This window comes from Streptomyces sp. NPDC059679, from assembly GCF_042734105.1.
Taxonomy (GTDB): domain Bacteria; phylum Actinomycetota; class Actinomycetes; order Streptomycetales; family Streptomycetaceae; genus Streptomyces.
Genome location: NZ_JBHWES010000001.1, coordinates 328,166 through 352,155 on the forward strand (window position 1 = coordinate 328,166; position 23,990 = coordinate 352,155).

The 23,990-nt window shown below is 71.4% G+C and carries 15 protein-coding genes and 3 pseudogenes; 9 read left to right on the forward strand and 9 right to left on the reverse strand.

Annotation, left to right across the window (positions count from 1 at the left end):
* Positions 1-87: 87 nt before the first annotated feature.
* The 3 genes from ACFV2X_RS01470 to ACFV2X_RS01480 are packed head-to-tail and all read right to left on the reverse strand — an operon-like array spanning position 88 to position 1,827.
* Positions 88-720: a condensation domain-containing protein gene (locus tag ACFV2X_RS01470; RefSeq protein ID WP_385609873.1), complete on the reverse strand. Its 633-nt coding sequence runs from the start codon at positions 718-720 to the stop codon at positions 88-90.
* 5 nt (positions 721-725) lie between these two features.
* The gene (locus ACFV2X_RS01475) at positions 726-1,040 is read right to left on the reverse strand and encodes a condensation domain-containing protein (RefSeq protein ID WP_385609876.1); all 315 of its coding nucleotides are present in this window, start codon (positions 1,038-1,040) and stop codon (positions 726-728) included.
* Between the two features lie 10 nt (positions 1,041-1,050).
* The gene (locus ACFV2X_RS01480) at positions 1,051-1,827 is read right to left on the reverse strand and encodes an SDR family NAD(P)-dependent oxidoreductase (RefSeq protein ID WP_385609879.1); all 777 of its coding nucleotides are present in this window, start codon (positions 1,825-1,827) and stop codon (positions 1,051-1,053) included.
* Between the two features lie 220 nt (positions 1,828-2,047).
* Here ACFV2X_RS01480 and ACFV2X_RS01485 point away from each other — a divergent pair, with 220 nt between their 5' ends.
* Entirely contained in the window at positions 2,048-2,779 is a 732-nt protein-coding gene (locus ACFV2X_RS01485) for a dienelactone hydrolase family protein (protein WP_385609882.1), read from the forward strand.
* A 150-nt stretch (positions 2,780-2,929) separates the two neighbouring features.
* Positions 2,930-5,152, forward strand: a complete 2,223-nt coding sequence (locus ACFV2X_RS01490; protein WP_385609885.1) for a protein kinase — start codon at positions 2,930-2,932, stop codon at positions 5,150-5,152.
* A gap of 126 nt (positions 5,153-5,278) precedes the next feature.
* Here ACFV2X_RS01490 and ACFV2X_RS01495 read toward each other — a convergent pair.
* Positions 5,279-5,966 (reverse strand): annotated as a pseudogene (locus ACFV2X_RS01495) (FAD-binding protein); the annotation flags it as partial.
* Between the two features lie 229 nt (positions 5,967-6,195).
* On the opposite strand from ACFV2X_RS01495, the gene ACFV2X_RS01500 reads away from it, so the two are divergent.
* Genes ACFV2X_RS01500 through ACFV2X_RS01515 form a run of 4 tightly spaced genes read left to right on the forward strand, consistent with a single transcriptional unit; the run spans position 6,196 to position 16,890 of the window.
* Positions 6,196-12,432, forward strand: coding sequence for a beta-ketoacyl synthase N-terminal-like domain-containing protein (locus tag ACFV2X_RS01500; RefSeq protein WP_385609887.1), 6,237 nt, complete (start codon positions 6,196-6,198; stop codon positions 12,430-12,432).
* Positions 12,425-14,905: a hypothetical protein gene (locus ACFV2X_RS01505; RefSeq protein ID WP_385609889.1), complete on the forward strand. Its 2,481-nt coding sequence runs from the start codon at positions 12,425-12,427 to the stop codon at positions 14,903-14,905. Before ACFV2X_RS01500 ends, ACFV2X_RS01505 begins: the two co-directional genes overlap by 8 nt.
* Positions 14,902-16,488 (forward strand): PfaD family polyunsaturated fatty acid/polyketide biosynthesis protein, encoded by a 1,587-nt coding sequence (locus tag ACFV2X_RS01510; protein WP_385609893.1) that lies wholly within the window; start codon positions 14,902-14,904, stop codon positions 16,486-16,488. The genes ACFV2X_RS01505 and ACFV2X_RS01510 overlap by 4 nt, the downstream gene beginning before the upstream one ends.
* Before the next feature lie 45 nt (positions 16,489-16,533).
* On the forward strand, positions 16,534-16,890 hold the full coding sequence (locus ACFV2X_RS01515; RefSeq protein ID WP_385609895.1) for a hypothetical protein: 357 nt from the start codon (positions 16,534-16,536) through the stop codon (positions 16,888-16,890).
* 3 nt (positions 16,891-16,893) lie between these two features.
* Here the strand turns inward: ACFV2X_RS01515 and ACFV2X_RS01520 are convergent, their stop codons facing one another.
* Entirely contained in the window at positions 16,894-17,733 is an 840-nt protein-coding gene (locus tag ACFV2X_RS01520; protein ID WP_385609897.1) for an SDR family oxidoreductase, read from the reverse strand.
* A gap of 92 nt (positions 17,734-17,825) precedes the next feature.
* Here ACFV2X_RS01520 and ACFV2X_RS01525 point away from each other — a divergent pair, with 92 nt between their 5' ends.
* A complete protein-coding gene (locus ACFV2X_RS01525; RefSeq protein ID WP_385609899.1) occupies positions 17,826-18,197 on the forward strand; it encodes a winged helix-turn-helix transcriptional regulator in 372 nt (123 codons plus the stop codon).
* Positions 18,198-18,950: 753 nt separating this feature from the next.
* Here the strand turns inward: ACFV2X_RS01525 and ACFV2X_RS01530 are convergent.
* Both ACFV2X_RS01530 and ACFV2X_RS01535 read right to left on the reverse strand, forming a co-directional pair.
* Positions 18,951-19,958, reverse strand: coding sequence for a hypothetical protein (locus tag ACFV2X_RS01530; RefSeq protein WP_385609902.1), 1,008 nt, complete (start codon positions 19,956-19,958; stop codon positions 18,951-18,953).
* Positions 19,959-20,329: 371 nt separating this feature from the next.
* On the reverse strand, positions 20,330-20,911 hold the full coding sequence (locus ACFV2X_RS01535; protein ID WP_385609905.1) for a TetR family transcriptional regulator: 582 nt from the start codon (positions 20,909-20,911) through the stop codon (positions 20,330-20,332).
* A 112-nt stretch (positions 20,912-21,023) separates the two neighbouring features.
* On the opposite strand from ACFV2X_RS01535, the pseudogene ACFV2X_RS01540 reads away from it, so the two are divergent.
* Positions 21,024-21,254, forward strand: a pseudogene (locus tag ACFV2X_RS01540) (DUF4267 domain-containing protein); the annotation flags it as partial.
* A 202-nt stretch (positions 21,255-21,456) separates the two neighbouring features.
* On the opposite strand, the pseudogene ACFV2X_RS01545 reads toward ACFV2X_RS01540, so the two are convergent.
* Both ACFV2X_RS01545 and ACFV2X_RS01550 read right to left on the reverse strand, forming a co-directional pair.
* Positions 21,457-22,100, reverse strand: a pseudogene (locus ACFV2X_RS01545) (alpha/beta fold hydrolase).
* Positions 22,101-22,168: 68 nt separating this feature from the next.
* The gene (locus tag ACFV2X_RS01550) at positions 22,169-22,792 is read right to left on the reverse strand and encodes a LysE family translocator (protein WP_385609908.1); all 624 of its coding nucleotides are present in this window, start codon (positions 22,790-22,792) and stop codon (positions 22,169-22,171) included.
* A 109-nt stretch (positions 22,793-22,901) separates the two neighbouring features.
* Between ACFV2X_RS01550 and ACFV2X_RS01555 the strand changes: the two genes are divergently transcribed.
* On the forward strand, positions 22,902-23,876 hold the full coding sequence (locus ACFV2X_RS01555; RefSeq protein WP_385609910.1) for a LysR family transcriptional regulator: 975 nt from the start codon (positions 22,902-22,904) through the stop codon (positions 23,874-23,876).
* Positions 23,877-23,990: the final 114 nt, after the last annotated feature.

Here is a 23,990-nt window from a genome sequence, read left to right on the forward strand (position 1 = left end):
GCGTCCCCCGCCCTCATCAGACCGTAGACGAGCGATGCGGTTCCCGCGGTGACCAGCACGGCACCGGGCAGATCGAACCGGACGGGCTCAGCGAGCGACGCGGGAGCGGCGTGGGCAGCAGGGGTGAGGCCCGGTGGCGGCGACCATCTGGTTGAACGCGCCCATCGCGCGTGGCGGCGCCACCGACAGGGGCCGGGGAGCCCGGGGCACCGGGGCGCTCACCGGTGGCCCGCCCGGTCTCGCAGCCGGGCCAGATCCGCGCGCGGGGAGTGCGCCGGGTCGGGTTCCGGCACCAGATCGCTGACCAGTTCGGTGAAGGGCAGGTCCTTGTGCTGGTGGGCCTCCGCGGTGACCTGCCGGGCCCTGTGCCGGTAGCTCGGTGAAGGGGCGGTCCGCGGCGATGTCCAGCCGGATCACCAGGGTGTTGACGAAGTATCCGACCAGCCCCTCCAGTTCGGCCCTGGGCCGGTGGCTGACGGGCGAGCCGATCGCCACCTCGCGGTGGTCCGTACGGCCGCCCAGCAGCGCGGCGAACGCCGACAGCAGCGTCATATAAAGGCTGCCGCCGTGCTCCTGGCTCAGCTGCCGGAGCCGGGTGAGCACGTCGAGGGGCACACCGAAGTCCACCGAGGCGCCCCGGTAGGACTTCACCCCGCGGGGCAGTTCGGGCTCGGTGCCGCCGGACAGCTGCCGGTACAGCGCGGCCAGTTCGCTCAGCACGATGGTCAGCGACCATCCATCGAAGGCGCCCCAGGGCCGGGTGGGGACGAAGAGTGCTGCTCTTCGTCCACCGGTACAAGGTGGACCCGTATCGCGTACGGGTCCTCCGGCGCGAGCGGGCGCGTCCGCTCCTCGCGCAGCCACTGGATGAGGGCGTTGTCGTCCGCGATGGGCTCGGTGACGGTCGCCTCTAACCCCGCCGCGTCGTCCATCCGCTGGGTGACGGTGCCATCGCGGCGGACGTAGCGGGTGCGCAGGATGGGGTGGCGTGCCACGAGCGCGCGGGCGGCGCGCATGAAGGCGTCGCGGTCCAGCGGCAATCGAAACCATTCACGAGGAGTTCTTGAGCACACTCCAACCGCCGTCGACCACAAGCGAGGCGCCGGTCACGAACGAAGCGTCGTCACTGGCGAGAAAGTCGACCGCCGCGGCCACCTCCTCGGGCCGGCCGAGGCGCCCCACGGCGGTCTCCCGAGCCGATGCCCGCCGGTCCGCTTCGCCGATACCCGCCCACGCCTTGGTCAGGACCGGTCCCGGCAGCACACTGTTCACCCGGATCCGGCCGCCGTACTCGACCGCCAACTTCCTTGCCAGCCCGGTGAGTCCGGCCTTCGCCGCGGCGTAGGCGGGTCGGCCGGGCAGTCCCACCAGGGCGTGCACCGAGGAGACGAGGACCACGCTGCCGCCCGTCGGGATCAGATCGTCCAGGCAGGCACGCACGCCGAGGAACGACCCGGTGAGGCGCACGGCGAGCTGTCGGTTCCACTCGGCCGCAGTGGTCCGGTGGGCCGCCGCGACATGGACGGCGTACGCATTGCTCACCAGCGCGTGCACGGGCCCGAACGCCTCGCGCGCCGACCGGACGCCCCGCACCCAGGACGCCTCGTCAGAGACATCGCAGCGCTGGAAGTGCGCACTGCCACCGGCGTCCCGGATGGCCGCGGCCACCCCCGCGCCTCCCTTCTCGTCGATGTCGGCGCCGAGAACGCGGGCGCCCTCGGCGGCCAGCCGGTGGGCCGTGGCGGCGCCGATCCCGGAGGCCGCACCGGTGACCAGCGCACACCGGCCGGCGAGGCGGCCGGGGGACGAGGTGGGTGTGGGATGCACAGGACTCCTGCGGGGGCGCCACCGACAACTCATCGCATTAAGAATGAATTATTTGGGCGTGCCAAGAGGTCGAGTCAGGCCACGTGATACCTTCGGGTCCGCCGTGCGCCGCTACTGACCGAGGAGGTGAGACCGATCAACGCTGTGACAGGTCGGGCCTCCCTCTCCCGCATGGCCTAGGGAGTGCCCGCAGAAGGCATCCCGAAAGGCCCGAAACGCTATGCGCTTCACCTCTGAGACGTCGTCCGACGGCGTCTGTGAACAGCTCTTCACCCTTGGCGAGATTCCCGGCGCGCTGTGGACTCCGGAGGGTGTCGTCGGCACCCGTCCCCTGATCCTGCTGGGACACGGTGGCGGTCAGCACAAGAAGGCCCCCGACGTCCTGACCCTCGCACACCGCTTGGTGGCCGAGTGCGGTTTCGCGGCGGTGGCTGTCGATGTGCCCAGCCACGGCGACCGGCCGCAGCACGAGGAGTTCAGCCGGGTCGCGGCCGACAACCAGGCTCGCGTGGAGGCGGGGGAAGAGTTGGCTCCGCTGATCGCCCGCTTCCAGGCGCTCGTGGCCCGCCAGACCGTCCCGGAGTGGCGGGCCGTCCTGGACGCGGTCCAGCAACTGGAGCATGTCGGCACCGGGCCGGTGGGCTACTGGGGCGTCTCGCTCGGGTGCGGGCTCGGCGTTCCGTTCGTTGCCGCCGAACCCCGGGTCCGCGCGGCGGTGTTGGGCCTGGGTGGCGCCCTGGCCTCGGCCGAGGACGCCGCGCGGATCACCGTCCCGGTCGAGTTCCTGGTGCAGTGGGACGATGAGCGAGTGCCGCGGGCGCAGAGCCTGGCGCTGTTCGACGCCTTGGCCTCGGCCGACAAGACGCTGCACGCCAACCCCGGCAAACACGGCGAGGTCCCGGCCTTCGAACGGGACAGCACGTTGAGGTTCTTCTCCCGGTATCTGGTCTGACACCAACACCGTTCACTCCGGCAACACGGTTTTCCGTAACTCCCGCTACCCTGGCACGGCTTGATCACAGATTCGCACGAGCGCGCAGAGCGCGCGGGGCGCATCCGGGCGACAGCACGGACGGGGGACGCACATGGGGAGTGACGCCGTATGGCCGGAATGAAGCTCTATTCACTCGAATCCAACGATCCGCCGCAGCTCGGCCCCTACCGGCTGCTGCGGCGGATCGCCACCGGCGGTATGGGCCGTATCTATCTCGCCCGACAGGCGGCCCCCGGGACCGCCACCGGCCCCGCCGGCCCCGCCGGACCCACCGGAACCGTGGTGGACCACGGGCTCGTCGCGGTCAAGACGCTCCTCGCCGAGGGATTCGTGAGCAAGCCGGACCGGGAGCGGTTCGCCCGCGAGGTGGAGCTGGCGGGGCGGGTGGACAGCGCGTACACCGCCACGGTGCTCGACGCCAACGCCAAGGCGGAGCGCCCGTGGCTCGCCATCGAGTTCATACCGGCGCCCAGCCTGGGCGAACTCGTCGTCAACGCCGGTACGCTGCCCGCCGACGCGGTGCGCTGGGTCGCGGCCGCGGCTGCGCGGGCGCTGGTCGAGCTGCACGGCCGGGGGGTCGTCCACCGCGACATCAAACCCCTGAACATTCTGCTGCCCCACGACGGCCCCCGCCTCATCGACTTCGGCATCTCGCACGCCCACGACCACACCAGCTCGACGACGACCATCGGCACCTTCGCGTTCACATCGCCGGAGCAGGCGTGCGGCAAGAAGTCCACCGCCGCGTCCGATATGTACTCCCTGGGCGCCACGCTCTTCTTCCTCGCGGTCGGCCGCCCGCCGTACGAGCAGACCGACCACTCCTTCGGCATCCTCGCCCTCGTCCAGCGCGGTGAGCTCGATACGGACGGGCTGCCGCCGGAGCTGGAACCGCTGATCCTGCCCTTGCTGCGGGTCGACCCCGAGAGCCGTCCCAGCCCGTCCGACGTGCTGCGGGACGTCCTCGCCGACGTCGATCAAGTGTCGGCGGAGCCAAGGCTGCCGCAGGCGTGGACCGCGTTGATCGAGGAGTACGCGGAGCAGGGACGCCAACTGCGCGACGGAGCAGTGGACTTCGCCGCGGCCGAAGCGCCGACTCAGGTGAGGTCCGAGGGCCCTCCGGAGCGCACGGACGAGGCGATCAGCGAGATGCGCGAGCAGTTGGAGGCCCTGCGCAAACAGCGGGACGCCTTGGTGCGGGCGCAGGCCGAGGAGCAGGCGGAGGCGGAGGCGCGGGAGCTCGCGCGCCAGGAAGAGGAGGAGCGCAGGCGCCGGGAACAGGCGCGGAAGGAAGAGGCGGAACGCAGGGAGCGGGAGCGCAAGGAGAAGGAGAGGAAGGAACGGGAGCGGAAGGAGAAGGAACGCAAGGAAACCGAGCGGAAAGAACGCGAGCGCAAGGAGAGGCAGCGCAAGGAACGCGAGCGGATCGCGCGCGAGAAGACCGAGACCACCGCCAAGAACAAGAGCACCAGCACGACATGGACGCCCAAGGCCCCGCCCAAGCCCGCAGCGGCCAAGCGGCCCGCCAAGAGTTCGGGTTCCTCGGAGGGCTGGGGCGCTCTGCTCCTGGTCGCGCTCGTCATCGGCGCCCTGATCTGGCATCCCTGGGACAAGAAGGACGACGACACCCCGAAGAGCAGCCCCTCCTCAGGTGTCTCCCTCTCCAGCAGCAGCGGCACCACCAGCGGCGACGACGGTTCCTCCGACGACGACAGCGACAGCGGCACCGACAGCTACAGCTCCTCCAGTTCGTCGAGCGGCGGCCTCGACGACACCGAGACCGAGCCCGAACCCGAACCGGAGACCACCTCCCCCGAGCCCGAGCCCGACCCCACCGAAGAGGCGTTCAAGGCCGTCTCGTACGGGGACTGCCTGGACGTCGTCGACACCGGCTACGGCGGCACCACCAAGTACGACTGGAGCGAGGAGGAGCCGAACACGACGTCCTGCGGCTACGGGACACGGGTGAAGGTCACCGGCACCACCGGCGACTGCCCGACCGGCGTGGGCAAGGCCACTTGGTCGTACTACTCCACCAGCAGCGGTGAGCGGACCGAGCTCTGCCTCACCGGCCAGTACCGCCAGGGTGACTGCCTGCTCGCCAAGCACGAGGGCAACACCATCAGCAGCATCGCCATGCTGTCGTCGCCGAACTGCACGGACCGCAGGGTTCCCGTCCCGTACAACGAGATCCTGGTCGTCACGGACATCTACCGGGCGACGGGCGCCGGCGCCGAGGTCTGCCGCCACGGGCAGTACGACTCCAACACGTACTGGTCCACGGAGGTGGACGACGGCGCGACGCAGTTGTGCGTGAAGGCGTACGACTGAGGCGGCCGCGGTCAGGAGGAGGTGCCCTCAGGACGCGGTGGCGGCCGCGGCCGCGCGGCCCGTCTGGCGAGGTTGTCGCCGGTGAGTTTCTTCATGCCCGCGACGAGTTCGGGCAGCGTGGTGGCCGACGATCCGCCCGCCTGCCTTCTCGGTGATCGCGAGCATGCGGCCGTCCACATGCGCGGGCACGCCCGTGACCATGAACTTCGGCGGGGTGCCCGAGGCGGTCCGGCCAGTTCTGCCGTACGAGGTCGTGGTTGGCGCCGATGCCACCTGAGGTGACGATCACGACTGGCGCGCGGAGTTCGAAGTCGCCGACCACGGTGCGGGAGCTGGGCTTGCCGCGTGCGGCGTCGCTCGGCTCCAGGATGGCGCCGCGTACGCCGGTGACGGCGCCGCGGGTCGTCACGATGCCGTCGACGCGGGGCCGGAACTTGAAGGTCACTTGGAGGCCGCCACCGCGTCCCGCACCTTCTTCTCGAACGGCTCGACGACGGCCGGTCCGGTGCCCCAGGTGACATGGAAACGGGGCACCGACTTGCCGTGGCCGTCCGCGAGTCCGCCGCCGCGCTCGGCTCAGCCGACGATCGGGAACCAGCGCACACCCAGGCCGTACAGCCAGGACCGCTTCTCTCCGGCGGCGAAGTCCACATACGCCTCGGCCCACTTACGCCCAGTGGTCCTGGCCGGCCGGGTCGTCGATCCCGCGGTCGAGGAGCAGCACCTTGCGCCCCGCCGCGGCCAGTTCGGCCGTGGCTACCAGCCCGGCCACCAGCGGGTGTCCGGCCGCCAGAGTGCTGCGTTTCCGTTCCACCACCTCCCTCGTACGGGTGAACTTCCGGTGTCGCACGGCCGTCCCACCCGGGCCGTCCCACCAGGCATCCCGCGAAGACTTCACGCTTCCACCTGCTCGGGAGCAACCGAAACGTGATCAACAAGGGATGTGGAAACGGGAGTTGTCATCTCATAGACTCCCGGCGGCAGTTGATCTTCCTCACGGCCATCCCCGGACCTTTCCCGATCTCCCCTCAGGAGAGCCCCATATGCTGGCTGACGCCGTCGACAACCGGCTGGCCCGAAACCCGATCGCGATCGTGGGACTGGCGGGACTCTTCCCCCAGGCGACGAACGTACGGGAGTTCTGGAACAACATCGTGGCCGGTACCGACTGCATCGAGGATGTCCCCGCATCCCGGTTCAGCGTCGACGACTACTTCGACCCCGACCCCTTCGCCGAGGACAAGACCTACTGCCGGCGCGGCGGCTTCCTGCCCCCGTTCCGCTTCGACCCCCGCGAGTTCGGCATTCCGCCCAACACACTGGACGCCACCGGGCTGATCCAGCTGCTCAGCCTCCATGTGGCCCAAGATGTGCTGCGGGACGCCGGGTGTGATGCCTCCACCTGGTACAACCCGGCGCGGACCGGGGTGGTGCTCGGAGTGTGCGGGGGCAGCTCCAGCATGATGCCGCTGGCGGCGCGGCTCCAGACGCCCGCGCTCAAGGCGGCGGCCCTCAGCTGCGGCCTGAGCGAACGGGACGCCGAGGAGATCGCGCGCCGCTACACGGCGGCCTTCCCGTCGTGGACGGAGAACTCCTTCCCCGGTTTCCTGGGCAACGTCGTCTCCGGCCGGATCGCGAACCGCCTCAACCTCGGCGCGTTCAACGGCACCGTGGACGCCGCCTGCGCCAGCTCCCTCGCCGCGCTGCGGATGGCCGTCAGCGAGCTGGTCGGGCATCGCGCCGACCTCATGATCACCGGCGGAGCCGACGCGGACAACACCGTCTTCTCCTTCATGTGCTTCAGCAAGACCCCGGCGCTGTCACCGAGCGGCGAGATCCGCCCCTTCGACGAGGACGCCGACGGCACCCTCGTCGGGGAGGGCATCGGGATGCTGGCCCTCAAGCGGCTGGCCGACGCCGAGCGCGACGGCGACCGGGTCTACGCCGTCATCCGCGGCCTCGGCACCTCGAGCGACGGCCGGTCCCAGAGCATCTTCGCGCCCTGCGGAGACGGCCAGCTCACCGCGTTGCGCCGGGCCTACGAGGACGCCGACTGCCCGCCGTCCTCGGTCGGGCTGATCGAGGCCCACGGCACCGGCACCACCACCGGTGACGATGTGGAACTCGGAGCGCTCAACACGCTGATGGCAACGTCCGAGGACCGGCGGTACGCGGCGGTCGGCAGCGTGAAGTCCCAGATCGGGCACACCAAGGCGGCGGCCGGCGCGGCCGGGCTGATCAAGGCGGCGCTCGCCCTCCACCACAAGGTGCTGCCCGCCACCATCAACGTCCGCACCCCCAGCGCCGCGGCCCGGCAGGAGGACGCGGCGCTGTACGTCAACACCACCACCCGCCCGTGGATCCGCGACCCGCGGCGCTCGGTGCGCCGGGCGGGAGTGTCCGCGTTCGGCTTCGGCGGGGTCAATGTGCACGCCGTACTGGAGGAACACCAGCCCTCCAACGACGCGACCGATGCGACACGCACCCTCCACACCACCCCGCGAACCCACCTCTGGCACGCCCCGACCCCCGAGGCGCTGCGCGCACTGCTCGAACGCGGCGAACACCCCGGCGCCCCCGACGAGATACCCGCCGAACACGCCCGTTTGGGCTTCGTCGCCACCGACGACACCTATCCCGACCTGCTCGCCAAGGCCATCGCGCAGTTCGACGCACACCCTGGCCTTGCTCACTGGACCCACGCGGACGGCATCTGGTACCGCGCCACCGCGCTCCCCGCGGGCGGCAAGGCGGCGGCACTCTTCGCCGGTCAGGGCAGTCAGTACGTCAACATGGGCCGCGAGGCGCTGCTCTCCGTACCGCCGGTGCGCGCCGCCTTCGACGCGGCCAACGCCCCGTACGCGGACGGGAATCATGAGCTGCTGTCCGACGTCGTCTTCCCGGCGCCCGGGCGGGACGGGAAGGACCTGCGCCGAGCCTCCGAGCGGCTGCGCCGCACCGCCTACGCCCAGCCCGCCATCGGGGCCTTGTCGATGGGGCAGTTCCGCTATCTCTCCGAGCTGGGCTTCGCGCCGGACGGGGTGCTCGGCCACAGCTTCGGCGAGCTGACCGCCCTGTGGGCCGCGGACAGCCTCGACGACACTGGTTTCCTCGCCACCACGGCGGCCCGCGCCAAGGCGATGGCCCCGCCCGCCGACACCCCCGGGCACGACTCGGGCGCCATGGCGAGCGTACGTACCTCGGAAGCCCAACTGGACGCCCTGCTCGGCGAGTTCCGCGAGCTGACGGTGTGCAACCGGAACGCGCCCGAGGTGGTGGTGGTCGGCGGTCCCACGGCCACCGTCGAGCGGTTCACCGCGGCCTGCGGCGAGCGCCGTATCCCCGCGCAGCGGCTGTCCGTCGAGGCGGCCTTCCACACCCCGCATGTCCAGCACGCCGTCGCCACCTTCGCCCGCGAGATCTCCGACATCCCGCTCCGTACCCCGCGGGTTCCGGTGTACGCGAACACGCCGGGCGCGAGCTATGGCGACGACCCCCAGGCGAACCGCGCGGTGCTGACCCGGCAGATCGTCAATACCGTCGACTTCGAGGCCAGACTGCGGGAGATGTACGCGGACGGCTTCCGGGTCTTCGTGGAGTTCGGGCCCAAGCGCACGCTCTCCCACCTCGTCGAGCAGACGCTCGGCGATCAGGGAGTGGACATCGTCTGGACGGACATCGGCACCGGCGGCGACAGCGCGCTCGCCCTCAAGCAGGCCGCCGTCCAACTGACCGTTCTGGGACTGCCGCTGAGCGGTGTCGACCGGTACGACGAGCCGGTGCCGACGCGCCCCGCCCCGTCCGCGGTGGCCCGGGTCCTCGACGGCCCGCAGTTCGCCACGATCGCCCGCCAGGAGGCGTACGAGCGGGTCCTCGGCGCGCCGTACCGGGTGGCCGGGGCCGTCGGCCGGGAGCCGGAACCCGTCGCCGAGCCACAGCCCGTGGCCGCTGCTCACGACGATCCGCTGGGGCGCGCAGCGGCCGAACACCTGACGATGCACACCCGCTACCTCGACGGGCAGCTGCGGACCGCCGACCAACTGGTGAGCCTGTTGAACGAGGGCGTCGGCGGCGGTTCGCCCGAAGCGGTACTCTCCGGGATCACCGCCGTCCGGGACCACAGCCTCGCGCTCGGCGAGGCCCACGCCCGTGCCAGCGAGGTGCTGAGCGATCTGCTGCGCCTGCCCACGGGCGCGACGCCGACCGGTTGTTCGCTGGGCGGCACATCCAACGGACATGCGCTCGAAACGCCGTCGTACCCCGGTCCGCTCCCCTCGGTGGACGCGCCCCCGGAGATCCCGCCACCGGCTCAGCCCCTCGAAGGCGTCGTACTCGTCGAGCCCGACGAAGCAGGTGAACCCGGTGAAGCCGACGCCTCGACCGGTAAATCCGCGCTGGAAATGCTCCGCGACACCGACTTCGACGCGGCGATCGACCCCGAGCTCCGCGCCGAACTGGCCAACCTCGATCCCGTGGAGATCGAGCAGGTGATGCGCGAGGTGGTGGCCGAGAAGACCGGCTACTCGATCGACATGATCGATCCCGATGTCGATCTGCAGACGGAGCTCGGCATCGACTCCCTCAAGCAGTTGGAGATCGCATCCGAGCTCTGGCGCCGCTACCCGGTCTTCTCCCGAGAGGAGATCTTCCGCTTCACGGCGGCCCGAACGGTCAGGGACTTCGCCACGCTGATCCCCGAGGTGCTGAAGAATCCCACCACCAATCTCCGCGTCGCCACCTCCGTACCGCTGGGCCGGGCGCATATCGGCTGGCGCGCTCTGCCCGAACCGGACGTCCTGCTCGGCGCCTATGCCGAGCAGCCCCGCGCCGTACTGGTCGACGACGGCGGTGAGTTGGCCGGATGGATCGCCACGGCGCTCAGGTCGCGTGGCTGGTGGGTCGGCCGGCTGGCGCTGCCCGGGACGCCTATCGCGTCCGGCGAGGCCGAACCGGACACCTGGCAGCCGGCCGACTGGGGCGAGGAGAGCCTGGCGGAGCAGGTCGGCCTGCTCGGTGCCGCCGTGCCGCGCCTCGACCTGTGTCTGCTCCCCTTCAGCCGCGACCCGGGCACCGACCGCGACGACACCGTACGCCGCCTGGCCCACGCCGTCCTGATCGCCAAGCACCTGCGTCAGCCCCTCGGCGGGGCGGCGGCCGACGGCACCCGCGCCGGGTTCGTCGCCGTCACCCGGCTCGACGGCGCGCTCGGCTACGCCGGCTCGGGCGGCGAGCCCGACCGGGCGCTGGCCGGCGGTGTCACCGGGCTGGTCAAGTCGCTGGCCCTGGAGGCGCCCGAGCTCTTCTGCCGAACGGTCGACCTGGCTCCCGAGCTGACCGAGGAGGAGGCCGGCGGCTGCCTCGCGGGCGAGATCGCCGACGCCGCCGTGGACCTGCACGAGGTGGCCCGCCACCCGGCCGGGCGCCGTACGCCGGTCCTGGTCGCCGAACCGGTCCCGCTGGTCGACACGGCAGCGCCGGACGACCGGGACGGGGCGATCCAGCCGCCCGCCGAGCTGACCGCCGACGACACCCTGCTGGTCACCGGCGGCGCGCGGGGCATCACCGCCTGGTGCGCCATCGCCCTCGCGCGGCTGGTGCGCTGCGGCTATCTGCTGCTCGGCAGCACACCCCTGGCGGACGAGCCGGACTGGGCAGCCGGACTCGACGGCCGGGAGGAGCTGAAGGCCGCCGCCGCCGACCATCTGCGCGCCACCGACCAGGACCCGGAGGAGCGGGCCGCCGTCGAGCTGATCGCCCGGCAGATCCGCGAGATCACCGCCGGGCGCGAGATCCGTACCACCCTGGCCGCCCTGCGCGACGCGGGAGCGGAGGCCGAGTACATCGCCGTGGACCTGACCGACGCCGACGCGGTGCGCACGGCGCTGCGCCCGCACTCCGACCGGGTCACCGGCGTCGTCCACGGGGCGGGCGTCCTCGCCGACCAGTTCCTCGCCGACAAGGACGCGGAGGGCGTCGGGCGGGTGGTCGGCACCAAGCTGACCGGCCTCGGCAACGTACTGGACGCGCTCGACGCCGAACGCCTCCGCCACCTCGTCGTCTTCACCTCCGTCTCGGGCATCTACGGAAACCTCCGACAGGCCGACTACGCCCTGGCCAACGAGGCGCTGAGCCGGTTCGTCTGCGCCTGGAAGGCCAGGCGTCCCGACCGCCACGGCACCGCCCTGGCCTGGGGGCCGTGGGCCGGCGGTATGGCCACGCCCGGCGTCCAGAAGCTCTTTGTGCAGCACGGGGTGCCGCTGCTCGCCCGGGACACCGGCACCGGCTACTTCACCGAGCAGATGAGCCCCGAGCACGCCGCGGACCTGGTGACGGTCATCGGCCCGCTGGAGCCCATGTACCGGCGCAGCGAGACGCTGCCGGCCGGCGGCGTGGTCGTGGAGCGGCGGCTGGCGGAGTTCGCCGCCGAGCCGCTGCTCACCGACCACCGCATCCACGGCTGGCCGGTGCTGCCCCTGACGGCCGCGGTCGGCTGGGGCGTACGCGCGGTGGAGGCGATGCACGGCGGGCAGCCCGTGGTCGAGTGCCACGACTTCCAGATCAGCAAGGGGCTGGTCTTCGACGGCTCGGCGGAGGACGACCGCTTCCTGCTGTCGGTCACGCCGCCCGAGAGGCCCAGGAGGTCCGAGACGTCCGCGGCCGGGGACTCGGCCGCCATCGCCGTACGGCTCCGCAGCGAGCGGGACGGCGCCGCGCCGGTGCTCCGCTTCGGCGGGGACTTCCTGCTCGAGAAGCGGGCCGCCCAGCCGTCCCCGGACATCGAGCTGTCGCCGTACGAACTCCCCGACTTCGATCCGCAGACCCACGAGGCGTACGACGGCTTCCTCTTCCACGGGCCGACCCTGCGCGGTCTCGGCCCGACCCTGGAGGAGCAGCCTGGCAGGCTCGTCCTCGCCGTCCGGATGGCCGACCCGGCCTTCGGACAGGGCGCCTTCGCGGGCGCCAGGTACAGCCCAGCGCTGGCCGATCTGCTGCTCCAGGCGGCGGCGCTGCTCGGCCGTCAGCGCCTCGGGCTGCTCTGTCTGCCGGTGTCGGTGGAGCGGGTCGAGCTCTTCGCGCCGCTGCCCGCGGACACGCCGTTCGTCCTCGTCGCCGAATCCGTCGAGGAGAGCCCCCTCCACCTGATCTGCACGGTCACCGCCTGCACCCCGGAGGGAAGGGTGCTCCAGCGGTGGAGCCGGATCGGCATGATCCTCACCTCGCCGGAGATGAAGGACAGCGGCATCTTCCTGCCCGTGGAGCGCGGGGGGCGGCATGGCTGACACCGACAGCGCCGCTGCCGTCGCCCCCAACGGCGAATGGGGCTTCGAAGCCGCCGAGGAACTGGGCTTCGAAGGTGAGCCGTTCCTCCTTCCCGTCCCGTTCGCCGCGCCGACTCCGCCCGCTCCACAAGCCGCCCCGCGGGGCGTCGGCGACCTGAGCCATCTCGCGCGCGACATCGCCGAGCGGGTCGGCCGCGCGCACGCCGCGGTACTGGAGGCCCACGAGGCCGTCCAGCGGCACCTCCTCGCGCGCTGTGCGCCGGGCACACGGCCCCCGGCGGCGCCCGCGCCGCACCATCCCGTGGACCGCCCGGCACACGTCGAGCTGGCCCGAACGATCCCGGCGGACGCGGCGTACAGCGTGGCGGGCCAGGCCGATCCGGCATGGATCCTCGACGCCGCCACGGCGGCGTTGCCCCTGCTCGGCGAACGCGGCCTGGCACCGGTCGGCACCGTCTACCGGCCCGGTCGCACCAACCTCAGCTGGCACCGGGAGCTGCCGGAGGCCGGGGCTGAGCTTCGGGTGCGGGCCGGCGCCGAGGCCGTCCACCGCGACGAGCGCGGCACTCGCTTCACGTTCGACTGGCAGGTCCATGCGGAAGGGGACCTCCTCGTGGAGGCCACGGGCACCGCCGGCTTCCTGGTTCCCGACCACACGACCGAGCCGCTGCCGGACGAGAACTGCTGGCCCGAGCGTCAAGTCCCGTGCTATCCACGGCAGTTCCGCCCGCTGGCGAACGCCCGGCGGTCCCGGCTGACCTGGCAGGACCTGCGGGCCCTCGCCAGCGGATTCCTCGCGGAAGTCCTCGGCCCCGACTTCGAGGGCGAGGGCACCGGCCCGCGGCTGCCAGGACCGGCCCCGCGGCTGATCGGCGCCGTGACGGAGCTGTCCCGCGAGGGCGGCCGTTACGGGCAGGGCAAGGTGACCGCCGACCTCACCTTCCGCGGCGGCGGCCCCGCGCGCGGAGCGGACGCCACCCCGTTGCTGGCCGAGGCCGTCGTCGGCGTACTCCAGGTGTACGCGCTGTCCTGCGGGCTGCATCTGTGCCTGCCCGATCCGCGCTTCCAGCCCTGGGCCGGTGGCCCGGCCGCCATCGAGGTGATCGACCCGACCGCGCTCGGCGCCGCCCTCCGCTGCGAGGTCGACGTGGCCGAGGTGGGGCTCGTACCGCGCCCGCATGCGATCGCCGACGCCGTCGTCCTCGCCGGCGACCGGCCGGTGGCCCGTCTGCACGGCATCGGCGTGGCCCTCCAGGAACCGCCGGGCAGCGACCTCGGCGCCCTGACGATCTGGGAGGCGCGGGACTCCCCCGCCGCCCACGAGTCGTTGCGGCAGCGCGGCGCACGTCAGCGGATGCTGCTCGCCCACTCGGCCGAGGGCGATCTCTCGGCCCTCACCGGAGAACCCGAGGCGACCTCGGTGTCCCCGGTGACCGTGCGGCCCCGGCTGCCGCGCGGCGATCTGCTGATGGTCGACCAGGCGCTCGACTACGACGCCGACCCTCTCGAATTCCGCCCGGGCGCCACCCTCACCAGCGAGTACGCCGTCCACCCCGGCCCCTGGTTCTGTCGGGAGAACGGGTCCGGCGCCGTGCCCAACCTCCTGTACATGGAGTCCAGCCTCCAGGCCGCCGCCCAGTTGAGCGCCGTTCAGGGCATCCTCAACCAGCATCTCGACAGCGCCTTCGTCTGCCGGAACCTGGAGGGCCGCGCCACCCTGCTCCGCCACGCCGACCCGCGCGGCCTCGCCCTGCGGCACCGCATCACGCTGGCCGACCACTCGAAGCTGCCGGGGGCGATCCTCCACCGCTACACCTACGAACTCGGCCTTCCCGACGGGCCGGTCTACTCGGGCGAGTCGGTCCACGGCTTCCTCACCAAGGAGGTCCTGGACAACCAGCAGGGGCTCGACGGCGGACGGTGCGTACCGCCCTGGCTGGACCGCCTTCCGACGCGGCCCCAGGGGCTGCGCCGGCTCGACCTCTCCCACGACACCCGGCTCGGCCGCGGCCGGTTCGCGCTGCTGCAGGAGGCCGATCTGGTGCCGGACGGCGGTGAACACGGCGCCGGATACCTCCTGTGGGAGCGGACGGTGCCCAAGGACGACTGGTTCATGGCGCACCACTTCCGCTTCGATCCGGTGATGCCCGGTTCGGTGGGTGTGGAGGCGCTGTTCCAGTCCGTCGCGGCGTACGCGATGCACACCGGCCTCGCCGATGCCCTGCCGGACCCGGCCGCGCGGCCCGCGGCCCACGTCGAGCTGGCCTGGAAGTACCGAGGGCAGATCACGCCCGGTCACCGCCGGATGCGCGGCGAGGTTCATATCCGCCGGGTGGAGCCTTGTGGAGACGGTCTTCTCCTGGTCGCCGACGGCAGCGTATGGCGCGACGACCTGCGGATCTACCAGGTGGACAACATCGGCGTCGAGATCCTGCCGACCGGCGGGACGGCGGAAGGGCAGGTGCCGCGATGACGGTGCGATACGACCCGGACGGGGTGTACGCCGTCCTCGCCGACCTGGACGCCCCCTGCTACATCGTCCGGAACGGGGACCGGATCGGCGCCACCTCCGAACCTCCCGTCGCGGGCGGCCCGTTGACCCCGCTGGCCGTCGCCGGGCCCATGCCGTCCACGCAGCTCGGCGACTCCGGCTTCCGGCGCCGGCACGGCGTGTCCCATGCGTATCTCGCCGGTTCCATGGCCGCCGGTATCGCGTCCGAGGAGCTGGTGGCCGCGCTGGCCCGCGTCGGTTTCCTCGCCTCGTTCGGCGCCGCGGGCCTGCCCCCCGAGCGGGTCGAGCAGGCCCTGACCCGGCTCGCTCGCGAGAGCGGCGCTCCAGGTGGGTTGCCCTACGCCGCCAATCTCATCCACACACCGCACGCCCCGCGCCTGGAGCGAGCGGTTGTCGACCTCTTTTTGAGTCACCGGCTGCGCTGCGTCGAGGCCTCGGCGTTCGTCCAGCTCACCCCCGATCTGGTCCGCTACCGGGTGGCGGGGCTGCGCCCCGGCCCCGGGGGCGGGGCGTGCGCCGACAACCGGCTGATCGCCAAGGTGTCCCGCGCGGAGGTGGCCGAACTGTTCCTCCGACCGGCCCCCGAACCGATGGTCCGCGCCCTGTTCGACCGTGGTGAGATCACCGCCGAGCAGGTGGCGCTGGCGCGGCTGGTCCCGATGGTGGACGACCTGACCGTCGAGGCGGACTCCGCGGGGCACACCGACCGCCGCCCACTGATCACCGCGCTGCCCGCGATGCTGCGGCTGCGGGACCGCATCGCCCGCGAGCTCGGCCCCGCGACGCCGCCCGTAAGGGTCGGCGCGGCCGGCGGCATCGGCACTCCGGAGGCGGCCCTGGCCGCCTTCAGCCTCGGCGCCGCGTACGTCGTCACCGGCTCGGTCAACCAGGCCTGCCTGGAGGCGGGCACCTCACCGGCGGTCAAGGCGCTGCTCGCCGCGGCCGGGCCCGCCGACTACGCGATGGCCCCGGCCGCCGACATGTTCGAGATGGGCGCCGAGGTCCAGGTCCTGCGCAGCGGCAGCCTCTTCGCCGGCCGGGCGCGCCGGTTGCACGAGCTCTACCGCGCCCACGCCGGCCTGGACGAACTGCCCGCCGCGGACCGCCGGCGCCTGGAGACGAAGGTGTTCCAGCGCCCGCTGTCCGAGGTCTGGCGGGAAACCGCGGACTATCTCACCGAACACCACCCCGAACAACTCCTCCGCGCCGAACTCGACGCCAGGCACCGGATGGCCCTGGTCTTCCGCTGGTACCTCGGCCAGTCGTCCCGCTGGGCCGTCACCGGCACCGAGCGCACCGGCGACTACCAGGTCTGGTGCGGTCCGGCGATGGGCGCGTTCAACGACTGGGCGGCGGGCTCCGTCCTGGCCGACCCCGGCCGACGCCATGTCGCCGACGTGGCGCGCCACCTGATGCACGGCGCCGCGTTCCACCGCCGCCTCGCCCACCTCCGCTTCAGCGGGGTGCGGGTCCCGGCCGCCTGTGCCACCTACCGGCTGCCGTCGGCACCCTCGGCGGTGCCCGCCACGCCGCGATCTGAGTAGGACCGCTCATGTTCTCCGGCTCCCTGGGTGGCTTGAATGAGGGGTATGACCGAGGAGTCGTCTGAGTTCCGGATGAGGCGGAGGGGATGGATCGCCCCGTTGCTGTCCACTCTCGTCACCCTGCCCATGGCCCTGATCGCCACCGCTTTCGTCGGGCTGTCCCCCATGGCCTGCGATCCCTGCGGCGGTGCCGAACTGGAGCGTTTCGAGGACAGCTTCGATGTCGCCATCAATGTCTATCAGGTGGGTCTCGTCCTGACGGCCGGCTTGCTGATCGCCGATTACGTCGCCACCTGGCAACGTCGGGACGCGCCCCGGCTCCTCCTGGCCGTCCTCGCTCCGATCTCCGTGTTCTGCGACTACCTCCTCTTTGCGGGTCTGCTTGCTGAACCCACGTTCTGACGCTCAGCGGAACGCGGCGACGTTGCGGGCGGCCCAGTCGGCGAAGGCACGCGGGGCGCGGCCGAGCACCCGCTGGACGTCCGGGCTGACACGCAGCTCGGCCGGGCTCGGGGAACCGAGGATGTCCAGAGTGTCGTCGGCGAGCTCCGCCGGCATGTTCTGGGTCATGGCGGCCTTGGCCTCGTCGCGGGTGAGCTCGTGAAACCTCACCGGCGAGCCCAGCGCTGCGGCGATGGCCTCCGTCTGCCGGCGCGGAGTGATCACCTCCGGGCCGGTCAGCTCGTACACGCCGCCGGTGTGCCGGTCATCCAGCAGGCAGGCCGCCGCGACCGCGGCGATGTCCGCCGGGTCGATGATCGGCACCCCGATGTCGCCGAAGGGCGCGGCGACGACCTGTTGCGCGCGGACGGACTCGGCCCACCACAGTGCGTTGGAGGCGAAGCCGCCCGGCCGCAGGATGGCCCACTCCAGGCCGGACTCCCGCAGCATGTCCTCCAGCGCGCGCATCGCGATCCGCGTTGGGCCGAAGGGCCTGGTCACCACGCCCAGCGTGGAGAGCAGGACGACCCGGCGGACCCCGCTGTCCGCGGCTTCGCCGATGATGTCGGCAGGGCTGGCTCCAGTGGCGTGCAGATCGCCGGACAGCAGCAGGAACAGCGCCTTCGCCCCGGCCAGCGCGGGCTTGAGGCCGGCCGGCTCGGCCAGGTCGGCCACGAGGTGGCGAACGCCGTTCGGCACCGCTGCCGTGTGCCGTGACACCGCCGTCACCTGCCGGCCCGCCTCGGCCAGCGCCTGCGTCAACGGCCGGCCAATGTTCCCGGTAGCCCCGGTCACCACGATCATGATCAGCTCCTTGTCAGGTGTCCTCTGTGGCCTTCACGCTAGGAGCACAGGCTAACTTTTGGTAAGGACATACCTCGAGGTAAGCTCATGACATGTCAGGAGGCGTGCAGCACAGACAGCCCGAGGCCGGGGAGCGGTATGACGTGTTTCACACCGACTGCCCCGCGCGCGATGTGGTCGACCATGTGACCAGCAGGTGGGGCGTCTGGGTGCTGATCTCCTTGCGGAGCAATAACCTCCGGTTCTACGAGCTGCGCGAGAGCATCCAGGGCATCAGCGAGAAGATGCTCGCCCAGACCCTGCGCGCGCTGGTCCAGGACGGCCTGGTCTGGCGCAAGGTCGAGCCGACGACGCCGCCCCAGGTCACCTACGGGCTGACCGAGTTCGGCCGGGACGTCGGCGAGCCGCTGACGGAGCTGTTCGACCGGATCACACGGCGGCTGTCGCCGCGCAGCGCGGGATAGGGCACCGTTCTCGTACAGCTACCGTCAGGTGGCGTGTGGCGCTGAGTAACTACTTGGTGTTGCGGTCGCGCTGCTGGAGGGCGGCGAAGTCGGCGTACGCCCGGTAGATGCTGGAGAGGCTGGGGCTCTGTCCCTTGCGGCGGCCGTGGGACCCCGGTGGTTTCCCTTGCGGGCCGCGGTGTCGAGTCCTTCGAGGGTGGCCTCGCGGATGTTCTCGCGCTCGGTCTCGGCCATCGCTGCGAAGAACCCTCCAGCCGTCTCCACCCGCTCCAACGGCCGAAGTTCGGCGAGCTGCTGACGTACGCGCGGCCGGGCGACACCGTGCACATCGGCGTCAGCCGCGGCGCCACCCGCACGGCCGTCGCCGACCTCATGCCCGAGCACACCACCGCCAGCGGTGAAGACGACCCAGCCCGGAGCTGCCGGTCACCCTCGACATGCCGGGCAAGGTCGCTGACTTCCTCCGCGCCACCGACCTGGGGCCCGCCGAGCAGGCCGCGCTCGACCACGGCCTGACCGTACGGCGCAGCCAGGGCTACACCCTGCGCGTGAGCGCCGCGCCCGCGGTCCACCGGCCGGCTCCTCACCCGCTGCCAGCCTCTCAACGGCGCCCATGGTGTCTCGGCGGTCCCAGCACGGCGCAAGGCCTGCCGCGAGTACGAGAGTCGCGTCAACGCCCTTGCGGCTACAGCCGGACCATGAGCCGGTCAGCGGCTGCCGCTGATTTCCGTTCGGATACTCCCTGAGGGCCGATCAGTAGAAGCGGCGGATGAAAACGTCCGACTTGCCGTTGGTGTCGCCGGGCACGATGTCGTCGGCCGTGGATTGGAAGACCACGTCGCGCCCACCGGCGCTGACCGCGTCGGTCCCGGCCGAGGCGAGCTGGTTCGAGACGATCTCGTCGGTGCCGGTCTCCAGGTCGCGCAGCATGAGCGACGGTCCGCTCGTGTCGTGTGGGGCGTACAGCAGATAGCGGCCGGCGGGGTCGATGGCCACGCCCCGCACGTTCGGCACCAGTTGGCTGGTGCCCGAGCTCTCGTCGTGGACGTAGGTGTCGGAGCCCGAAAGGTAGACGACCTTGCTGCCGTCCTTGCTGATCTGGACGAGGGTCGCCGCCTTGGACGGGCCCTCGATCGGGCCGGAGGAGGTGTCGTCGGTCCGGTCCCACACGAAGACGTCCTCCCCCTGGCCGTCCTGGTAGGCGACAAAGCGGCCGTCGCCGCTGATGGACGGCCGGGCCGAGACGGTGTGCCCGAACTCGGCGACGGCCTCCGTGGTGTCGGCGCGCCAGTCCCGTACCTCGATGCGCTGCCGGGACGGCGGTCGATTGAAGGTGGCGACCTGGGCGACGTAGCGGCCGTCCGCGCTCAGCGACGGCTGGCTGCAGCTGAGGCCCGGGCAGTTGATGCCGATCGTGCTTCCCGAGCTCACCTGGGACAGGAAGGACTTCGTGTCTCTTTGCAACAGCCCCCAAAAGGCGACGTATTGCCCGTCACCGCTGATCACCGGGCCCTGATTCGTCGGAGTGATGCTGCTCATCAGCGCGGTCTGGCTCGTCCGCTGGTCGCGGACGAACACCCTTTCCCATGTCACCGGGTTGGCAGGGGTGAGATTCTTCGCCAACGACGAGAAGGCGATACGCCGACCGTCGGTCGTGATCGTGGCCCCGGCGGAGTCGCCGTCGCCCTGGGTGCCGTCGGTCGCGACACTGATCCGCTCGACCCCGGCTCCGCTGTCGCTCGCGACGCCCGGCACGGTCATGGGCTCAGCCGAAGCGGCTCCGGGCAGCACAATCGTGACCGCGCAGACCACGACCGTGGCGCTTAAGACGGCCCGCACGCGTCTGGTGGCGCCCCGATTCGCGTTTCCCCTCATTTTTCCCCTAAGGCAGGACACGGCCCTTCTCCCCGGCTCCCCACCGGAGGGCCACAAGCATGCAACCGCGATGGCGCTGTGGGGTCAATGCGCCGCATGACTATCGAGAGGCACGGTTCGGGCTCCGAGCAGGAACGGACCAGGAAACCGGTGTTGCTGTCAGGATTTTTGACAGGCCGCAGGGCTGGCCCTTTCAGCTTTCCCTTCGAGGGCACCCGCCGTGACCGAGGTCGCGGTAGGCGCCTTCGACGCGTTCTTCAGGGCGTGGGTGCGGTGAGGTACCGCTGGACCGTGGGTCCGAGCCAGTCCACGATCTCCTCGCGGCCGAGCGCCACGCTCGCCGGGAACCGCAGCACATAGCGCGTCAGCGCGAGTCCCAGCACGGCCGAGGCGCACAGTGCCGCCCGCGACGGTGCCTGTTCCGGTTCGGGGCCCACCCGGCGGGCCAGCGGGATCAGCTGATCGCGCAGCACGCTCTGCATGCGATCGGCGGCGGCCGGGTCGGTGGCGCCGACCCGCATCAGCGCGGTGAGCTCCCCGTTCTCCTCCCACAAGGTGAGGAAGTGGCTCACCAGCGTACGGCCGATCGCCTCTCGTGGTTCGAGGGACAGGCCGGGCAGCCCGGGGTCGATCGCGACGGCCGCCGCGAACAGGTCGGCCTTGCTGCCGTAGTAACGCATCACCATCGACGGGTCGATCTTCGCGTCGCGTGCGATGGCCCGGATGGTCGCCTTCTCGTAGCCGTCCGCCGCGAACCGCTCGCGGGCCGCGGCGAGGATCGTGGCGCGGGTGGCGTCGGAACGCCGTGCGACCCGATGGTTCTCCGGAACGTCCGTCATGCCAACAAGTGTAGGCCAACACGTGTTGACAGTCCAGGGGACCGATAGCGAGAGGAAGTACCGAAGATGGCCAAGCTGCGGAGCCTGGACCCGAATACGGCGATGTTCGCGCATCCTGCTGGTGACGGGCCACCGCCGGGTGCTGGGCTGAGTACTGCTGGTGGAGGCCCTCGCCGCGTACGGCGACATGACCACCGTGCTGGCCCACCACGGCTCCGTGGCCACCGCGCTCGGCATCCACGGCCCGACCGCGACGCTGATGGTGGTCAACGGCCTGCTGATGATGCACGAGACCCGCAAGGTCGCGGCCGCTCCGGCGACGCCCGCCACGCAGCCCGCCTGACCCCATCGGTCCAAGGTGGCCCGGACCCCGGCCGGGGCACCTTGGCGCGTGCCGGTATTCGCGTGTCAGCGCCCGCCGGGAAAAGCCAGGCAGACGATCTTCTTCCGGTGAGCGACGACCTGCCGACTGAGGCGGCCGGCTGCACCGCAGCGGCCACGGCCACCTGGACTGGCCGGTAACGAGGCGTCCCCCTTTGCGGTTCTTACGGCTTGTACGCGGTGGTGAGGAAGTCCAGGACGAGGGGGCTGGCGTGGGTGCGGAACTCCTCGAAGTAGGCGTGCCGGGCTTCGGGGATCAGATGGAGTCGGGCGTTGGGGATGCGGTCGGTGAGCAGGGGTGCGTTGGCGGTGGGGTTGAGCAGGTCGTCGCTTCCGTGGACGACCAGGATGGGTGCGCTGATGTCCGGCAGGATGTCCCAGGCGTCGTGCCGGTCGCGTTGCCCCGTTCGACGCTGTGCGGGCCGCCGGGTGAGGTGCAGCCGAGAACCAGGGCGCCAACCCGGTGGGGGTGGCGGGCCGCGAACTGCTGGGCCACCCGTCCGCCCATGGACGCGCCGTAGACGTCGGCCCGGTCGATGTGGAGTTCGTCGAGGACGGCGATGACGTCCTGGGCGAACAGTTCGGTGCTGTCGGGCTTGTCGCTGTCGCCGGTGCCGCGGTAGTCGAGCGTGAGGGTACTGCGAGCGGGATGGAAGTCGGCACGAATCGCGTCCCACCAGTGGTGGTTGTTGGCCTGGCCCGCCAGCAGGACCAACGGCGTCCCCTGGCCCTGGAGCTGACTGGGCGGTGAAACCGGGACGACCGTCTTGGTGTGCTCCGTCGCCACCAGCCTGCAGGGCAACCTCATGGCTGCCGCTGTACATGGGCGGCAGATGCCCACGCGGTCGGTTGCTGAAAGAAGTACCGGCCCGGCCTTCAGACACCCGCTGCCACCGCGGCGCCCAGCCCAAGCAGGACGACGCCGGTCGTCACACTGAGCCCCCGCAGGACGGTCGGCCGCGACACCAAGGCGCGCCCTCGGCCGACGGCCCAGGTGAGCAATAGGTACCAAGAGGCACTGACGAGCGCCCACAGAGCTCCCAGGGCGACGGTCGACAGGAACACCGGGCCCTTCGCCGTCACGAATTGGGGCAGCACCGAGACGGCGAACACGCCGGCCTTCGGGTTGCCGAGGTTGGTACTCAGGCCGGTGAGGTATCCGCCCGCGAAGCCGGTGCGGAGCCCGCCCTCGCGGGGCGGACGGGTGGAGACGGTGGCGTGCGCGGTCCGCAGCGTGTTCGCCCCGAGGATCATCAGCACGATGCCGCCTGCGATCCGGAGTCCCGCGTACGCGCGCGGGCTGGCCAGCAGGACAGCGGACAGCCCGGCCGCGGCGGCCGTGGACCACAGCAGGAAGCCGGTGGCGTTGCCCACGAGCGTGCCTCGGACTGTGCGTTGCCCGCCTTCCAGAACCTGCCGGATCATCATGGCTGTACTCGCGCCTGGCAGCATCGCCAGCAGCAATGTGGTGGCGACGAAAACGGGCACATGCGTAGGCATGGGGAAAGAACCCTTCCAGGGGTCGCGGTCGATGGGTGCACCACCAGGCTTCCTCCCCCGTACTCGTAAGAGAAGTTAAAAGAGAAGGGAGCAGCGTTAGGATTAGTGAATGGTGGTGGACCCGGGACAGCTCCGGCTTCTCGCGTTGATCGAGCGGCACGGCTCCTTGACGGCGGCGGCTCATGCCCTCCAGCTCACGCCCGCGGCGGTCACACAGCAGGTGGTCAAGGCCGAGCGCGACTGGCAGGTGCCCCTGGTCATCCGTGGTCCTCGCGGAGCAACGCTCACCGCCGCCGGTACGCTGCTCGCCTCCCACGGCCGAACCGTGGAGGAGGCGTCGGACAAGGCCGAGGCGCAACTGGCCGCACTGCTCGGTCACCTCTCCCTACGGCTGCGGATCGGAACGTTCCAGGCGGCTGCCCTGCACCTGCTGCCACCCGCCCTGACGGCCCTGCGGCACCGCCATCCGGACGCTGACGTCTCCGTCGTGGACGTGGTGTCCGGACGCGGAGCGGACGAGATCAGCGCAGGGCGCCTGGACCTCGCCATCGTCGCGTCCTGGGGCACACCGCTCGCGCCGCCCCCGCACCTACGCGCCCACCCGCTCCTGCTGGACCCGATGGTCGTGGTTCTCCCCGACGACCACCCACTGGCCACCAGGCAGCCCGCGGACACCGAACTGCGCCTGAAACAACTGCGCGACGAATCGTGGGTTTCCATCCTGGCCGGCCACGCCGCCCGCGAACAGTTCCACGACGCTGCCCGCGAGGCCGGCTTCACTCCCACCGTGCGATTCGAGACCGAGTCCTACGACGTCGTCCAGGCCCTCGTCGGCACAGGCAGCGCTGTGGCTCTGGTGTCGCGCCTGGCCCTGACCCATGCGCCCGGCACCACCCATCGCGAACTGGCCCACCCCAGGCCCTACCGCCAGCTCTACGCCCTGACCAGAACCGACGCCAGCCTCACACCACTCGCAGACATGCTGATCGACCTCCTACGTGATGTCGCCCGCGACATCACCGCCACCTGGGAGGCTCCCCCGCAAGAAGAACAACGCTCATCGGACTCACCGCACGGAACCTGAAAAGCCCCCGGTCCTGAAGCGACACCGCCTGGTCGATGGGGGGCCCGCCCCCCCCGCCCCCCCCCCGCCTGGGCACCCCCCCGCGGCGGCAACACGGCGGTCAGGAGAAAGAGG